Origin of the sequence: Priestia sp. YIM B13491 (assembly GCF_042787605.1) — a bacterium.
Taxonomy (GTDB): Bacteria; Bacillota; Bacilli; order Bacillales; family Bacillaceae_H; genus Priestia; species Priestia megaterium_E.
On the sequence record NZ_JBHZOR010000003.1, the window covers coordinates 121,373 to 137,387 of the forward strand.

At 37.5% G+C, this 16,015-nt stretch carries 15 protein-coding genes; 2 read left to right on the plus strand and 13 right to left on the minus strand.

The annotated features are described in order from the left end of the window. Window positions 1-22 precede the first annotated feature (22 nt). From odhB to ACFX4E_RS11500, 6 genes are all read right to left on the minus strand, one after another. Complete coding sequence (gene odhB / locus ACFX4E_RS11475; RefSeq protein ID WP_014459542.1) at window positions 23-1,318, minus strand: 2-oxoglutarate dehydrogenase complex dihydrolipoyllysine-residue succinyltransferase; 1,296 nt, start codon at window positions 1,316-1,318, stop codon at window positions 23-25. 16 nt (window positions 1,319-1,334) lie between these two features. Further along, window positions 1,335-4,196: a 2-oxoglutarate dehydrogenase E1 component gene (sucA, locus tag ACFX4E_RS11480; protein WP_060746884.1), complete on the minus strand. Its 2,862-nt coding sequence runs from the start codon at window positions 4,194-4,196 to the stop codon at window positions 1,335-1,337. 363 nt (window positions 4,197-4,559) lie between these two features. Next, on the minus strand, window positions 4,560-5,147 hold the full coding sequence (locus ACFX4E_RS11485) for a PadR family transcriptional regulator (protein WP_098248187.1): 588 nt from the start codon (window positions 5,145-5,147) through the stop codon (window positions 4,560-4,562). 66 nt (window positions 5,148-5,213) lie between these two features. Beyond that, a complete protein-coding gene (locus ACFX4E_RS11490; protein ID WP_043981557.1) occupies window positions 5,214-6,758 on the minus strand; it encodes an MDR family MFS transporter in 1,545 nt (514 codons plus the stop codon). Window positions 6,759-6,896: 138 nt separating this feature from the next. Beyond that, window positions 6,897-7,343, minus strand: a complete 447-nt coding sequence (locus tag ACFX4E_RS11495; protein WP_028409068.1) for an OsmC family protein — start codon at window positions 7,341-7,343, stop codon at window positions 6,897-6,899. Between the two features lie 122 nt (window positions 7,344-7,465). After that, the gene (locus tag ACFX4E_RS11500) at window positions 7,466-8,362 is read right to left on the minus strand and encodes an NAD-dependent epimerase/dehydratase family protein (RefSeq protein ID WP_377238132.1); all 897 of its coding nucleotides are present in this window, start codon (window positions 8,360-8,362) and stop codon (window positions 7,466-7,468) included. A gap of 165 nt (window positions 8,363-8,527) precedes the next feature. Here ACFX4E_RS11500 and ACFX4E_RS11505 point away from each other — a divergent pair, with 165 nt between their 5' ends. Continuing rightward, a complete protein-coding gene (locus ACFX4E_RS11505; protein ID WP_377258982.1) occupies window positions 8,528-9,748 on the plus strand; it encodes a DUF418 domain-containing protein in 1,221 nt (406 codons plus the stop codon). A 41-nt stretch (window positions 9,749-9,789) separates the two neighbouring features. Here ACFX4E_RS11505 and ACFX4E_RS11510 read toward each other — a convergent pair whose 3' ends face one another. The 3 genes from ACFX4E_RS11510 to ACFX4E_RS11520 form a co-directional block, all read right to left on the minus strand. Continuing rightward, the gene (locus ACFX4E_RS11510) at window positions 9,790-10,248 is read right to left on the minus strand and encodes a hypothetical protein (RefSeq protein WP_136789936.1); all 459 of its coding nucleotides are present in this window, start codon (window positions 10,246-10,248) and stop codon (window positions 9,790-9,792) included. A gap of 324 nt (window positions 10,249-10,572) precedes the next feature. Next, window positions 10,573-10,863: a hypothetical protein gene (locus ACFX4E_RS11515; protein ID WP_013057601.1), complete on the minus strand. Its 291-nt coding sequence runs from the start codon at window positions 10,861-10,863 to the stop codon at window positions 10,573-10,575. A 93-nt stretch (window positions 10,864-10,956) separates the two neighbouring features. Next, window positions 10,957-11,445, minus strand: coding sequence for a GyrI-like domain-containing protein (locus ACFX4E_RS11520; RefSeq protein ID WP_013057602.1), 489 nt, complete (start codon window positions 11,443-11,445; stop codon window positions 10,957-10,959). A gap of 221 nt (window positions 11,446-11,666) precedes the next feature. On the opposite strand from ACFX4E_RS11520, the gene ACFX4E_RS11525 reads away from it, so the two are divergent. Next, window positions 11,667-11,954: a hypothetical protein gene (locus tag ACFX4E_RS11525; protein ID WP_028409073.1), complete on the plus strand. Its 288-nt coding sequence runs from the start codon at window positions 11,667-11,669 to the stop codon at window positions 11,952-11,954. Window positions 11,955-11,983: 29 nt separating this feature from the next. On the opposite strand, the gene ACFX4E_RS11530 is transcribed toward ACFX4E_RS11525, so the two are convergent. The 4 genes from ACFX4E_RS11530 to ACFX4E_RS11545 form a co-directional block, all read right to left on the minus strand. Then, entirely contained in the window at window positions 11,984-13,081 is a 1,098-nt protein-coding gene (locus ACFX4E_RS11530; protein WP_221841307.1) for an acyltransferase, read from the minus strand. A 218-nt stretch (window positions 13,082-13,299) separates the two neighbouring features. Next, window positions 13,300-14,208 (minus strand): hypothetical protein, encoded by a 909-nt coding sequence (locus ACFX4E_RS11535; RefSeq protein ID WP_028409075.1) that lies wholly within the window; start codon window positions 14,206-14,208, stop codon window positions 13,300-13,302. 299 nt (window positions 14,209-14,507) lie between these two features. Continuing rightward, window positions 14,508-15,215, minus strand: a complete 708-nt coding sequence (locus ACFX4E_RS11540; RefSeq protein WP_098248181.1) for an ABC transporter ATP-binding protein — start codon at window positions 15,213-15,215, stop codon at window positions 14,508-14,510. Next, window positions 15,212-16,009 carry an ABC transporter ATP-binding protein gene (locus tag ACFX4E_RS11545; protein WP_060746891.1) on the minus strand — a complete coding sequence of 266 codons (798 nt, stop codon included), beginning with the start codon at window positions 16,007-16,009 and terminating at the stop codon, window positions 15,212-15,214. The genes ACFX4E_RS11540 and ACFX4E_RS11545 overlap by 4 nt, the downstream gene beginning before the upstream one ends. Window positions 16,010-16,015: the final 6 nt, after the last annotated feature.

Genomic DNA, 16,015 nt, shown 5'->3' on the forward strand with positions numbered 1-16,015 from the left:
AGAGAATAGCAGGTTCTTTTTATCAACCTTCTAGTAATAAAGATTCTGGATCTTCTAATAGTTCTTTAACAGTAGCTAGGAAGCTTACAGCTTCTTTGCCGTCAACGATACGGTGATCGTAAGAAAGTGCAATGTACATCATCGGACGATTTTCGATACGCTCTTCATCAATTGCTACCGGACGAAGCTGAACTTTGTGCATTCCTAAAATACCAACTTGAGGCCCGTTTAAAATTGGTGTAGACATTAATGAACCGAATACGCCGCCGTTTGTAATTGTGAACGTTCCACCTTGTAAATCTTTTAATGCTAATTTGTTGTCGCGCGCTTTTTTCGCTAAATCAACGATAGATCCTTCAATACCAGCGAATGTTTTGCGGTCAGCATCACGTACAACTGGAACAACAAGACCGTCTGGAGCTGACACAGCAATACCGATATCATAGAATTTTTTAATTAATAACTCGTTTCCTTGAATTTCAGCATTTAATAATGGATACTTTTTAAGTGCTGCTACTACTGCTTTTGTAAAGAACGACATAAAGCCAAGTCTTACGTCGTGCTGTTCAAAGAATTTGTCTTTGCGTCGTTTGCGAAGAGCCATAACAGCAGTCATGTCTACTTCGTTAAACGTTGTTAGCATAGCCGCTGTTTGCTGAACTTCAACAAGACGTTTGGCAATTGTTTGACGACGACGTGACATACGTTCGCGTTCAACAGGTTTATCGCTATTTTCACTTGCCGCTGGAGACGGAGATACCGGGTTAGCTGGCTTACTTGCTTGTGCCTGCTGCTTTTGCTCATTTGATTTTTGGTCTGCATACGAATCAATATCATGTTTGCGCACACGGCCAAGAGGATCAGTAGTTGGCACTTGATCTAGCTTAATTCCGCGTTCTCTTGCTGCTTTTCGAGCTGCAGGAGAAGCAATTAGCCATTGTTTTTGATTTCCTTGCTGAGGCGCTTCAGCTGCTGGCGCTACTTCTTCAACAGTTTTTTGCTGAGCTGGAGCCGCTTCTTGCTTTGGTGCTTCCTCTGCTGGTTTTTCTTCAGCTTTTGGTGCTGCTGGTGCTGAAGCTCCTTCTTTCGCTTCAAGACGTGCAATTGTTTCACCAACTTGCACTGTATCACCTTCGCCAGCAAGAAGTTCCGTTAGTACACCAGAGTCTTCAGCTGTAATTTCAACGTTAACTTTATCTGTTTCAAGTTCAACGATATAATCCCCTTTTTCAACGAAATCTCCTACTTGTTTTAGCCACTGTGCAACTGTTCCTTCAGAAATTGATTCTGCTAATTCCGGTACTTTAATCTCTCCCATGGTTCATTCCCCTTCCTTATCGTGTAACAACGTCGTTAGCAATTTCATTTTTAGTTAATGCATCTTGTAAAATACGTTCTTGTTCTTGTCTGTGAACTGTTGGATCTCCTTCAGCTGGACTTGAGCGTCTTGTGCGGCCGATGTAGTCAACCGTAGCTCCTTCTGGTGCTACTTCACGCAGTCGATCTTCTACATAGTTCCATGCGCCCATGTTTTCCGGCTCTTCTTGTAACCAGACAATCTCTTTTAAATTTTTATAGCGAGCAAAGATTTCAGCAATTACGCGTCTTGGGAACGGATAAATTTGTTCTAGACGAAGGACGTGTAGCCAATCTTTATCATCTTCTGCTTTGTTTAAGCGTTCCGTTAATTCACTGCTGATTTTTCCGCTGCACAGAACGATTCGTTCAACTGCATCTTCTTTTTTACCTAATCCAGGCTGTTCTACTACTAAGCGGAAAGAGCCTTTTGTAAACTCTTCAAGGTTTGACACACTAAAAGCATTACGAAGCAAACTTTTTGGTGTCATAACTACTAGCGGTCTTACTTCTTCGCGCTGTAAAATGGCAGCTTGTCGTCGAAGTAAGTGGAAGTATTGTGCAGCGCTTGTTACGTTTGCGATTGTCCAGTTGTTTTCACCAGCTAGCTGTAAATAACGTTCTAGACGAGCGCTTGAGTGTTCTGGTCCTTGACCTTCATGGCCATGTGGCAGCAATAAGACCATTCCAGATTTTTGTCCCCACTTAGCACGGCCTGCGGCAATAAACTGGTCAATAATAACTTGACCTGCATTGGCAAAATCACCGAACTGTGCTTCCCAAAGAACAAGCGTTTCAGGAGCAAATACATTATAGCCGTATTCAAATCCAAGAACGGATCCTTCTGATAATGGACTGTTACGAATATCAAAGGAAGCGCTTACGTTCTTCATTGCGTGTAGTGGTGAGTAAACATCCCCTGTCTTATGATCATGAAGAACAAGATGTCTATGTGCAAACGTACCACGTTCAGAATCCTGGCCTGTAATACGAATTGGCGTGCCGTCTCTTAAAATCGTAGCGAATGCAAATGCCTCACCCAATGACCAATCTACGCTTTCATTTTCTTCAAACGCTTTGGCACGTTTAGATAAGATGCGATCAAGTTTTGGAAATACGTTAAATCCTTCAGGGTATTTCACTAGCTCTTGATTCACTTCAAACAGCTCTTCTTTTGTAACAGATGTATCAATATCTGAAATTCCTTTGAAGACTGCTTGTGGCATTTCCATAATTCTATGTTGCTTTTCAGCTTTTGGCGGTACTTTCTCATAAGCTGCTTTTAACTTCGCTTGTAACTCTTCATTAATTTGATCTGCTTGGCCGCTTTGAATCACGTTTTGTTCTTCAAGCTGCTTTGCATACATAGCACGAACCGTTGGACGTTTTGTCACAATTTCATACATCTTCGGCTGCGTTACAGACGGTTCATCCATTTCATTGTGGCCAAATCGACGGTATCCAATTAAATCAATCAAGAAATCTTTGTTAAAACGTCTGCGATACTCATAAGCAAAGTAAGCAGCAGCTAGACAGGCTTCCGGATCATCCGCATTTACGTGAACAATTGGAATTTCAAATCCTTTTGCTAAATCACTTGCATATTTCGTTGAACGAGAATCGACGCTTTCTGTTGTAAATCCAATCATGTTGTTAGCAATAATGTGGATTGTTCCACCTGTTTGATAACCAGTCAATTGATTTAAGTTCAGCGTTTCTTGTACTATACCTTCACCAGGGAACGCAGCATCTCCGTGAATTAAAATCGCGAACGATTTTTTTACATCTTGTGTTGGGTATCCATTCACATCACGCTCATCTTGAGCTGCTCTTGTAAACCCTTCCACAACCGGATTAACAAACTCCAAGTGACTAGGGTTGCTAGCCAATGTCAAACGAGCTCGAACTGTGTTCTCTGCTTTAATTTGTTTGTCGGCACCCAGGTGATATTTTACGTCTCCCGTCCAGCCGTAGTTGATACCGATTGAACCTTCTGAAGGAACTAATTCCTTGTTAGGTGCATGCTGGAATTCTGCAAAAATCATTTCATAAGGCTTGCCTAATACGTGTGCTAATACATTTAAGCGTCCACGGTGAGCCATACCGATATTAACCGTTTTTGGGCTTGTTTCCACTGAGCGTGCAATCAGTTCATCTACAAGTGGAATTAACATATCTACGCCTTCAATAGAAAAGCGTTTTTGTCCGACAAATGTACGGTGTAAAAATTGTTCAAAGCCTTCTACTTCTGTTAAACGCTTTAATACAGAAGTTCTTTTCTCATTTGAAAGAGGTTGGAAAATAGCACCTGACTCGACCATATCAGTCAGCCACTTATTCTCTTCCATGTTATGTACGTGATGGAATTCAAACGCAATGGTTTTTGTGTAGACATCTGTTAAATAGTTAATTGCATCTAAACCATTTTTGACGTGTGATGGCGCATTCGTACATAAAATATCAACCGGAATTGATTTTAAATCTTCTTGCGTTAAATTGTAATCTTCCAAGTGAAGCAAGACAGGATCTTTCTTCTCGCTTTCAAGAGGCTTAATTGATGCGTATAGATGACCATAAGCACGGATGTTTTCCGCTAGCTTAATAGCCGATGCAATTTTAGATGTGTTAGCTGAAGGTGCAGCCTGTGCGTATTCAGCTTGCTGAACCTGCTCACTTTCGTTTAATGGAGGAGCACCCCAATAATCAAATAATTCTTTTAACTCTGGATCTACTAGATCTGACTGCTCTTCATATAACTCATACTGTTCTAATACATAGCCATAGTTCGGACCCAAAAATCCTTGCCAAGGCTCCCCTCTATTCGACGTTTCGTTACCCATGATAAAACCCCCAACGAGTTATAATAATTGTCGTACTCAACAATCTTTCCATTTTGAATGTCGATTACCTTATCGTCTGACATCTTTACAACGAGTGATAAATCTCACTGCGTGTGTATCTGATATCTGCTTATATTTTACCACTCTTTTACTCGTCAATCAAAATGAAATCGCTATATTTCTTTAATTTTTTTTACTTTTTTAATAGTCTTACTACTTTTTGAAAGCGTTTTATAAGTAAAGCTGATTAAAGGTCGAATCAAGTGTTAATTAATTGTTATTGACCTAGCTTTTGGCAAAATTAAATTGCTTGAAATATATTTTATGACTATTAAAAAAAAGAAGCAGCGTTTTGCTTCTTTTTTAAAACTCATCTACGATTTTTTCAACGTCTTCAAAATAACCATCATCTACTTCTGTAAGCTTGTTGCTTTTCGCCGCTTCGAGTAAATGAGTGAACCAAGTTAGTTCTACTTTCAAATGCATAATCGTGCGCATAATGATCGACAGATTTGCAATGGAATGATCCACCTTTTTAACTTGGTACAAATTTTGCATTTTTTCTAAATAAGCTGCCGTTTCCTCAATCTTTTTTTCTAGAGCAGAAGCCACTTTTTCTTGATCGACGTAAGAAGTAAATGAAAGCGCAGCATAAACTGGTCTATGCATATGCTCTTTTTTTAACAGCTGTTCAAAATAAAGGCGCTCGAATTCTTCTTTTCCTGCATCCGTGATAGAATAAACGGTCTTTTCAGGTCTGTTCGTCTCTCGAATCACATCGACTACTTTCACCAACTTATCTTTTTCGAGCGTATCAAAAGCGTAATATAAAGAACCGCTTGCAAGTTTAATATAGTGCTTCATTTGTCTTTCATTAATGGTTTGCTGAATTTCATAAGGGTGCTTATTTCCTTCCATTAATAAGCCCAGTATGACTAATTTAACACTCATAACATCTTTCACCTCTTGACATGCATCTTATTTAGTAAAAAAAGCACGAACATCTTCGCGCTTTTTCTATTTTTGAGCTGCAGGTTCCTTTGCTTCTACCCGCTTTTTAGGGGGAACTTCCACTCGTTCATTTCCCATTAAAAAGACAGTAATGATAGCTACTGCAATTGGAATAAGAGCAAGCATAAATGCATACGTGATCGATGTAGACATAGCATCAACAATCTTATCTAATATTTGAGGCGGAATGCTGTTTCGGGCACTTGATTGAAAAACTGCACTCGGATCTCCTATTTGAGAAAATGCTCCTTGTGATCCATTCCCCATACCTTGAAAATTGCGCTGCAGCTCATTTGTAAATGTATTGCTTTGAATCGTTCCAAAAATCGTAACTCCCAGCGTCATTCCTAAAGAACGCGCAAATGAGTTCGTTGAGTTGGCAGAACCTCTAAACTGTGGATCCAGCTTATGCGTTGACGAAGTTGGTAAAAGAGAAAAGCTAAATCCTACGCCAAACCCAGTCAAAATCATGAATACCGTCAGCATCCAACGAGGTGTATCAGGTTCCATTGTTCCTAATAAAAACATTCCCACTGCAAATGAAAAAACGGACATAATCATTAAGTTTCGAAAGCTTGTTTTTGTTAGAAAAATCCCGCCGATAGCACTTCCTGCTACCGAGCCTAACATCATCGGAGTTAAAATTAAACCTGCATTTGTAGCAGAACCTCCATAGACAGCTTGAACGAAAATAGGAATAAATACCGTTAAAATAATAAATGTTGCTCCGTATAAGAAAGCGAGAATTTGTGATGTTGCAAATAAACGGCGCTTGAACATCCAAAATGAAATAATCGGCTCTTGCGCGCGTTTTTCCACAAAAAAGAAGAGTGATAGCGCCACAGCAAAGATAGCAAAAAGAGATAAAATTTGCGGAGAAGACCAATCGTACTCTTTCCCTCCAAGTTCAAGAGCAAACATTAAACTAACTACTGAAATTACAAGAGTGGCTGCACCAGCCCAGTCAATTTTTTGTTTTTTATGACTTTTTGATTCTTTATAAAAGCGTACAATAAAAAATAACGATAAAAGTCCAATCGGCACGTTCACATAAAATACCCAGTGCCAGCTGATGTATTCCGTAATGTATGCACCAAGAAGCGGACCAAAAACGCTTGCTGAGCCAAAAACGGCACCTAATAATCCTGTCATTTTCCCGCGTTTCTCGGGAGGGAAAATATCAAATACAATGGTAAAAGCAATCGGAAGAAGCGCTCCTCCTCCAATTCCTTGAATCGCCCGGTAAATACTTAGCTGCACAATGCTTTGCGCTAGGCCACACAATGCAGAGCCAAGTAAAAATACCGTCAATCCAAAAATAAAAAACCGTTTACGGCCGTACATATCGGATAGTTTACCAAATATCGGCATACCCGCCATCACGGCAACCATATAGGCAGACGTTACCCAAACAAACTTATCTAACCCGCCTAGATCAGAAATGATTTTCCCCATAGCAGTCGCTACGATGGTATTATCCATGGCTGACATAAAAATACCGAGCAGCAATCCTGCTACGATAAAACGAATATTTTTTTCTGATGAAACCATTTCAGTTCCTCCTTTCGCGTCATCTTTTTGATGAACAAAAATGATAGCTACTTAAATTATTATATTCAAATTTGAGTATTTTACAATCTTAAATGTGCTTTTTGTAGAAATAAACATAAGAAAAGCGTAATGGGTCCATTACGCTTTTACTGTGAGCTGAGGCTCTAATTCAATCTCAACATTTCCTTGAATGGCTCTTGAAATCATACAGGATGTTTCTGCTTTTTTTATAAGTCGATTGATTTTTTCTTCTTGAGCCGCAAATTCAGATGTGATGATAACATGAGGTTTATGAATAATTTTTTCGTATGTGAATACACCATTCGTCACGTCCACAATAGCTTCTGATTCCATCGTTAAACCCTCCTGACGAATTCCACTTCTTTCGAACATCGCTGCAAGCGTGATGATGTAGCAAGTGGCTGCTGCCCCTAGCAGCATTTCATCTGGATTTGTTCCCACCCCTGGCCCGTCCATTTCTGGTGGAATAGAAATGTTTGTTTTTAATTGTCCTGATTCAATTGTACCTACTTCATTTCGGCCTCCTGGCCAATTTGCTTGCAAATGAAAGTGATGTTTTGCCATAGTTTATCCTTCTTTCTTCTATATAATGATGTGTACCTAGCGTACCCTTTTTATGTATAAAATAAAAATGTTCTGCTTGTCACAGCAAAAAGACTGCTAAACGGCGCAGTCTTTGTTTTTTCTTAACTTAAAGGTACTTTCTTTTCGCTTTCAACGAAAGCTTTGATTAATGATGGCAGCCAGTCCTGCAGGTTTGTAAATGAATATCCCCAAAAGCTAGCCTTTTCATTGCTCATCGTCCAAGAATGATCTACTCCGTAAGGAGAACTATTTTCATCTGTTAAACGAGAGGTTGTTTTTGCGGTTTTATTCGCTGCTTGTTCAATATATGAAAATAAATTTTTGAGTGAAATAGTACCATTTGAACAAGCGTTAATCGGTCCTTTTAGCTTCTGTTCTGCACACCAGACTAAAAATTCACCGGCTTCTTCCTGTGAAATGAAGTTCATTTCTGCTGCAATAGCCGGTACACCAATTTCTTCTTCATGCATAATTTTTTCTACGTGAAAACGTAAGCGATCCGTATAATCATCTTTTCCCATTACAATTGGAAAACGGACAGCCGTTACCGAAAACGGTGCTTTTTGAAAAAATACCGCTTCAGCTTGGCGTTTTCCTTCTTGGTAGGAAATATTTTCACGACGTGTATATGAAATAGGATACTTGTATGGATCAAAATCTTCTTCATAACACGTTTTTTCTAAAGAACCGTATACTGAAAGAGTCGAGGTGAGTACATAGTGACTCGTACTATGACGAAAAGCTTCAACAGCCACAGCTGCGCCGTGTGAAGAATAGCATATTTGATCGAAGATAACATCCCATTTTCTTCCTCGTGTTGTTTCGATTACAGAATCTTTTTCTACACGATCAAGAAGAATCCGTTCAACTCGGTTCCCGAAATCATCTGGTGTTTTACCTCGCGTTGCTAACGTAACCTTAACTCCTTTAGAGAGCAATGTCTGGACTAAATTTTTCCCAAAAAAACGAGTTCCACCTAACACAAGTGCTGTTTTCATCCTTTTCTCCACCTTTCGTATTTGATATGGATAACCATACCATTATTATCCAACTTTTTTGTTCATAAAGCTATGAATCTTTCCGCTTATTTTTTTATATTCCCACCTATTTTTTCGCCACTGTCGTGTTAAGATGTACATATCTAACAAAAAGGAGCGCCAGTGATGAAGCCTTTTCCACTTCCCCTTAACGAACGCCTTGTTGTTCTTGATATTATTCGGGGCATTGCTTTGCTAGGCATTTTCTTAGTAAATATCCCTGCTTTTGCTTCGCCGATATTTATTTTTCAGCTGTACGATATTCCTTATGAATATAAAGGAATCGATGCTTATATTGATTTATTCCTGCTGCTGTTTGTTCAAGGAAAGTTTTTTACGATTTTTTCTTTTTTATTTGGACTTGGATGCGGAATCTTTTTGCATAGAGCTGAAGAAAAGCATTACTTTGCCGCTGCTTTATGGTCCAGAAGAATGGCTTCTTTGTTATTAATCGGGCTTTTTCATCTTGTCTTTTTCTGGTATGGAGACATTTTGCATGTGTATGCTATTGGCGGTTTTTTAATGTTGTTTTTTTATAATCGAAAAACCAAAACAATTTTGCTGTGGGCAATAGGCTTGCTATGCTTTTTTTATCTTTTGGCTTGCATCCAGTTTTTCACTCCAGCCCACGTCCTGCAGGAGGCTCAGCGGGAGTATAAAGTTTTACATGAACATGCCTTAGTCCAATATTTATCCACCTACAGGCAAGCAGACTATTTATCTTGGATGTTTTATCGTTTGAAGGTTGAAGTGGTACCTATGCTATTAAATCTACCGTTTTCTATCTTTCCCGTATTTTCTATGTTTTTATTTGGCTTATATACCGCTAAAAAAGGATTAGTACATAATATCGAACAAAACCGTTCTTTTGTTAAGAAAATTCAGTCAATAACAGGCGCAGCGGGTTTTACTTTAACTATGATTCTTGCTATCTTAAAACTAGAAATTTTAAAATATGGACTCTATCAGCAGGCGGCCATTCACCTTTTTACAAGTTTGAGCGGCATTTTTCTATGTTTTTTTTATCTTACCACCTTACTGTTATTCCTGCAATTTTCTCCTTACGCTTCGATGCTGGGTCTTTTTAAGTATAGTGGAACAATGGCATTAACAACTTACCTTAGCCAAACTTTAATTTGCCTGTGGATGGTTAGAGCCTTTGGTTTATACGGAACTCTTACCTTAACAGAAAGCACGATTATTTGTCTCATTATATATACACTCCAGCTTTTTTTTAATAAGTGGTGGCTTTATTATTTCTATTACGGTCCGTTTGAATGGTTATGGCGGAGCTTTACATACCGATCTTTCCCGCCTCTCAGACGGAATAGAAAAGCTTCAGCTTAACAGCAAATCGGCCTTCAAATTTGAAAGCCGATTTGTCTCCTTTACTGCAAAGGCGGTATGGTTATTCGTTTAATTCCATTTGTTTCAAACTCTCGTATATACTCCATTTCTCGATGGAAAATTTGCATAAAAACTTCATTTTTTATTTCTTTAAGGGGTCCTATTTGTTCTATCACATCTCGTTTAGCCATGCGATAGGCTAGCGCTTCCCAAAACACTTCGTTATCGTATTCTCCAATAATATCTTGAAGAGAATCTTCATGTTCTTCTGTAAACATAACCTCATTATTTAGCGTGTGAAAAGGTCCTTTTTCAAGGAAAGGCTCTGCATGAGAAAACATTTGTTTTTCTACATCCGTATATTCTTGTGCATGCTCATCTTCCACTCCAGAACATGCTGTGACCATCCAGTTACCTAAATAAATTAAATCAAGCAGTTGGAAAAAATGCGTTTCAGATAGTTGAAGTTCAATATCGTTTTTTACAGGAGCTTTTGACATAAGCGCGGATCTCTCCTTTAATTTTGAGGGTAGTTGCTACTAAATAAAATAGCTAAAAGGGTTAGTATGCAGGCTAGCAGGAAAACTGAAGAAATGGCTTCACCTCTTTTCTGTAGTGTAAAAATAGAGGTACTGACATCCAAAGAAGTGAATACGAGGGGTGTAAACTTATCATAATCGAAATAAAGACAAGATACAAGACTTTTTTACTAAATTTTCTGACTATTTTCGCCATAAATACGTATTTTTGTTTTGTTTATACTAGAAAGGTCCGAACATTGCGTGCGGAGCTGCCCAAAATAAAAAAGCGCTGAATCAGGCGCTTTAACGGTGTAAAAAAATAGATAAACCAATAAAAAAAGCAGCTAAAATAAAATCAAAAATCCATTGCCACTTCTCACGTTTTAACAATACGTGCTCTACCCCTGATAACAGCGAACTTATACTAACCAAAACAAAAATAAAGCTTAATTGGTTAAACGAAAATTTAGTGACAAAATTTGATACAAGTATGACTGCTACGGTGATGAACAGTGCCATTTGACTTATAAGTACCCATTTAATTCTCTGTTTATATCCGTCTTTTAAAGCTTGTAATAAATCGTTGCTGATCACTCTCGCTAAACCCCTTTTGTATTCCTATCGTCAAAAGTAAGAACGCAGCAAAAAACGCTTCTCTGCATCTTAACTACTTAGCAAAACTAGCTATTAAATTGAAACATAAATATCGACTTGACTGTATTCAGGATCAATACAGCGTTCATCATATAATTCAAAATCTATTTTATAGGCACGATGATTTTTTTTAGCCCACTCGCGAATATAAGCCCAAGCCTCTACGACTACCTGTCTAGCTGGCCCAACAGCTGTTGTAAACACCATGTATTCACCTTCTGGGATGATGAACTCTCTCATATCATCTTTCAGTTCGCCGCCGGGTAAAACTTCATATCCGAGAGCAAATGTAAAATCCATTTTTTGATTGTATTCAAATTCTGTATAAAGAGCAAATGTATTGCCATTTACTTTATTGGCGATTTTATTAGCTAACTGTTGTTTATAAAAAGTCTGCCAGTGCTCAGGAATAAGACCTGTGCCCGTTTCTTCCACAGGTTCATCTGTTCGAATAGGCACTCCTACAACAGTAAATTCATTTACCTTGACTACTTTTTGACTTACAACTAAGTCAGTCAACATATTGAGCCCCCTTAATTCTTCTTTTTCTGTAGTTACAATGAGGGAAATACTTCTTAATATGCATTTTATTTGTATTCAAAGAAAACGTCAACCTTTTATGCAAATCCCTTAACGAAGGGGCTGAAGATCATTCTTCTAAGCTATAAAAAAACGATTCTATTTTCCTTGTACACATCATACGTATAAGATACCCCTAATTTACAATAGAGTGAGGTAAAAAAATGAAGATCATTGAACTTGCCGAATTCATTAAAACAAGTAAAAAAACAACTAAACTTGCTCTTTCCTCTTCTACAGTACAGTATACATTAGAAACAGATGATTTGAAAATTGAATTAAAAACAGGCGGCACGAATAAGCGAATCGTGTTTTTTCGCATCTTCTTAAAAGGAACATACAAGGATTGGATTTGTTACCACCGGAACGAACATCATATTTACGAATTGTATCAAAATATTTCTTTATCCCCTCAACTGCAAAAGCAGCTTTTGTACGCTATTGCATCATAAAAAGAGCCGGCTTAGTTAGCCAGCTCTTTTTATTTATGCTGTAGCTTTGTAAATGAATGTTTGTGCGGCTTCACATGTAATTTTCCCTTTGTCCATTGAATCCCTCTATATAAATAGTACGAGCACCAAAAAACTACTGGAACGATAAGTACGTAGGCAACGACACTATTTGTAAAGAAAGAAGAATCTATAGAACGAAGCAATCGATAGGTCTCATTTAATATACATATATGCACTACATAAATGCCAACTGAATTTTTCCCAACCTTTGAAAAGAATGAGTTTTTGCCAAGACTTGGACTGCTCAATACGAATAAAAACAATGATGCCGATAAAAAAATTGTGGAAATAAAATAGTCTCCGGGCTTGCTGTGCTGGATATTAACCAACCAGTAGCGCTCGACGATCTCTAACGCTGAAAACACAAAAAAGCTGGCTAAATAAATCATTGGCCTTACGTTTAATACTGACAGAATTTTCTTGCCATAAAGGGCAAACATAGCTCCTAATACTGTATAGAACAAACCAAAGAACAGGGCATCTCTCGTTTGAAAAGAAAGTGGAAAAAATAAAGAATAAGACTGCCCAAATAACCCAGTTACATATAATACGGTGCTGATAAACATTAATAAGCCAATCTTTTTCCATCGTTGAAATAAGAAAACGATGACAACAGCCCAAATTAATGCAATCAAGTACCAAAGCTGAAATCCGCTTGTGTCACTTCCATAATAAAAAATATCTTTGAATGTGATGGATGATGTTAAATAATCAGCTACTGCACCTTTTCGTTCTGCTAATGTTCCGTGGTTTTGAAATAAGCGCAGAACTACACCAAACAATAAATAAAAGATGAACCAACATGCATAAAGCTTGGAAATATTCCACGTGTATTTCTTTAAGTATGCAGAAGGCTTTGGATGCTTTTGAATTTTATTCATAAACAAATAACCTGATACAATAAAGAAAAAAGGAACCGCGAATCGTGCAAATGTGTCAACAATGACATCTAGCACATTTTCCTGGTTCCCTAAAAAGAAATCGTCATGTGATGGATTAACATGAATACAAACCACAAACACTGTAGCAAAAAACTTAATAAAATCAATTGAATAATTACGTTCCATCTTGTTGTCAGCTCCTTAAAATAAACTCGAGCTCTATTTTAGCATAATTATCCAAACAGAAAAGAGATTTTGGTAAAATTAACCTTATAGTCATGGAAAAAATTTCTTAACTTCCAATATTCTAGTCTTGTTTACTTGTATGATGTCTTTCAATATTCCAAATAAATAATTCTAAAGAACTACAAAATAAAAAAAACAGATTACGCGTAACCTGTTTTTTAAATTAACATTTTCCATGCAAACTTATTATCTTGTTTAATATCGACTTCTTTTTCATGCAAAGCCTGCACATGCTGTTTAATTTGTTTGAGAAACAGCATTACTTCCCCGCTTGATACGGCAGCTGAGTTGAGAGATAACGAATGTTTTTTAGCAATTTTTAATTCCTCGGTTTCCACTGAAATACTCACGTGGCGAAATAAGTGCCAAGGGTAGTAAACTGTTTTAAAAGATTTTGAGAAATAAATTCCTTTAGAACAAACGGTAATCCCCTCGGTTTTTTGAAGAGGATATGTATTTAAATGAGCTACAATTTTTTCTTTAGCAGGTAAATAGAGCCTGTTTCGCATCTCTTTTTCAACTTCTTCACATAGCTGTCCTTCTACCGACAACACATCTTTTGGATCAGGGGTTTGATGAATTTGAAAAGATGAACAAATAGAAGTTAATTCTTTTGAGGATACACACGGATATATATAGTCTTGACACATATATTCATGGGAATGGGTGCGAATAAATTTCTTGATTTTTTTTAATAGAGATACTAGCTTTCTAGCTGAGTAATCGTTTTGATTGACTTGAAATTTCTCCACGTCATTAAAACAAATCATTTCTTCTTTTCGAATGGTAATGGATTGAATGTTAGCGAACTCTTCCCATAATATTTTTCCTTTTTTCATCCCTCTGCTTTTCCAGTAAATCCCCTTATTTGTAAAGCAAATTCCCCTTTTATCTAGGCCTGCTATAAAAGAGCTGTGTAAATACGCGATAATTTTTTCTTGAGGCTGAAACTGAAAGTATTTGCTAGCCATTTTTTTGTAGAAACTAGGTATTTGCAGTACATAAAATTGACTTTCTCTATAGATTAAGCATAAGTCAGTCAAATAATTAGTTTTCAGCGTCGCCACGCTCTCACTTCCTTTTTGAGTGTAAATAACCGTACCCATTTTTTTCTATTACTTTATAAACGTTTTTTAATGAAAAAAGTTTCAACTTTTTTTGTTTTTTATAAAAAAGCTTTAAATTGAATCATTTCTTTCATCTAGGGAGTTGCCTAATTACTCACTTATTCAATAATCTTATTTTAAACGTTCCCTACTTAATTAAGAAACTAAACCAGATAATAGCAATGCTTACTTGCTTTATCCAAATCATCCGTTGTGAACAAAAACAAACCGCAGCGTTAAAACGCGATGCGGTTTGTTTTTTAAGCTAAATAAGCTTCTTTTATTTTTTCATTATGAATTAATTCCGTCCCTTTCCCTTGCAGAATAATTTCGCCCGTTTGAATCACATAGCCTCGGTGCGCGATTTGCAGCGCTTGATAAGCGTTTTGTTCAACGAGTAAAATGGTCATTCCGCTTTTATTTAATTCCATAATGATTTCAAATATTTGTTCTACAATGATAGGAGCAAGCCCCATAGAAGGTTCATCTAGCATAAGCATAGAAGGGTTCATCATAAGTGCCCGCCCGATAGCTAGCATTTGCTGTTCACCGCCACTCATCGTTCCTCCTTTTTGAGTCAATCTTTCTTTTAATCTTGGAAAATAGGTGAGTACTCTAGTCATGTTTTCTTCTATTACTTTTTTATTAGAAAGTGAAAATGCTCCGATAGTTAAATTTTCTTTTACCGTCATCTTAGGAAAGATCTTTCTTCCCTCTGGTACATGAGCTATTCCTAAACGGGCCGTTTGGTGAGGAGGGAATTTCGTGATGTGGGTGCCTTTATACATGATACTACCTGCTTTGACAGGAGCTTGACCGCTAATGGACTTTAATGTGGTAGATTTTCCGGCTCCATTGCTTCCGATAAGAGTCACAATTTCTCCTTCTTCTACATCAATCGTTATTCCTTTAAGTGCTTGAATTCCTCCATAAAAGGTATCAATTTCAGTTAACTTTAATAGAGTCATGTGCTTTTCTCCTTTCTTTCTATCTCCTCTGCCGCTCCTTTTCCTAAATAGGCTTCGATCACTTTCGGGTGTGTACGAATATGTTCAGCGTTTCCTTCTGCAATTTTTATTCCATGATCTAATACAATAATATGATCAGAAATTTCCATGACGAGCTTCATGTCATGCTCAATTAATAAAATGGTTATTTCCCGGTCTTTTCGTATCGTGTGAATAAGATCCGTCAGCTCTTTTGTTTCACGCGGATTCATACCAGCAGCCGGTTCGTCTAATAATAACAGTGAGGGTCTAGTAGCTAACGCTCTGGCAATTTCGAGTCGGCGCTGCGCTCCATATGATAAGTTAGTGGCTACTTCGTTATATAAAGCTTCTAGCCCAACGTATTCTAACAGCTTATACGCTTCTTTTTTAGCTGCTTTTTCCGCTCTTTTTGCTCGAGGTAAATTCAACAGCGTTTCAAAAGTGGTTGCTTTCAAATGGTTGTGCATCCCAACTAACACATTTTCTAACACCGTTATATTACTAAATAACCTGATGTTTTGAAATGTCCGAGAAATCCCTTGTTTTGATACGCTGTGAGGTTTTAGCCCTGTTATAGATTGACCATTTAACATAATATCACCTGAGGTTGGCTGATAAACACCTGTCACCATATTAAAAAATGTAGTCTTCCCAGCGCCGTTTGGTCCTATTACAGCCGTTATTGAATTTTTTTGAATATCCATTGTTACGTCTTGATTGGCAACTAAACCGCCAAAGGTCTTGGTTACATTTTTCACTTCTAAAATAGACAATTTCTT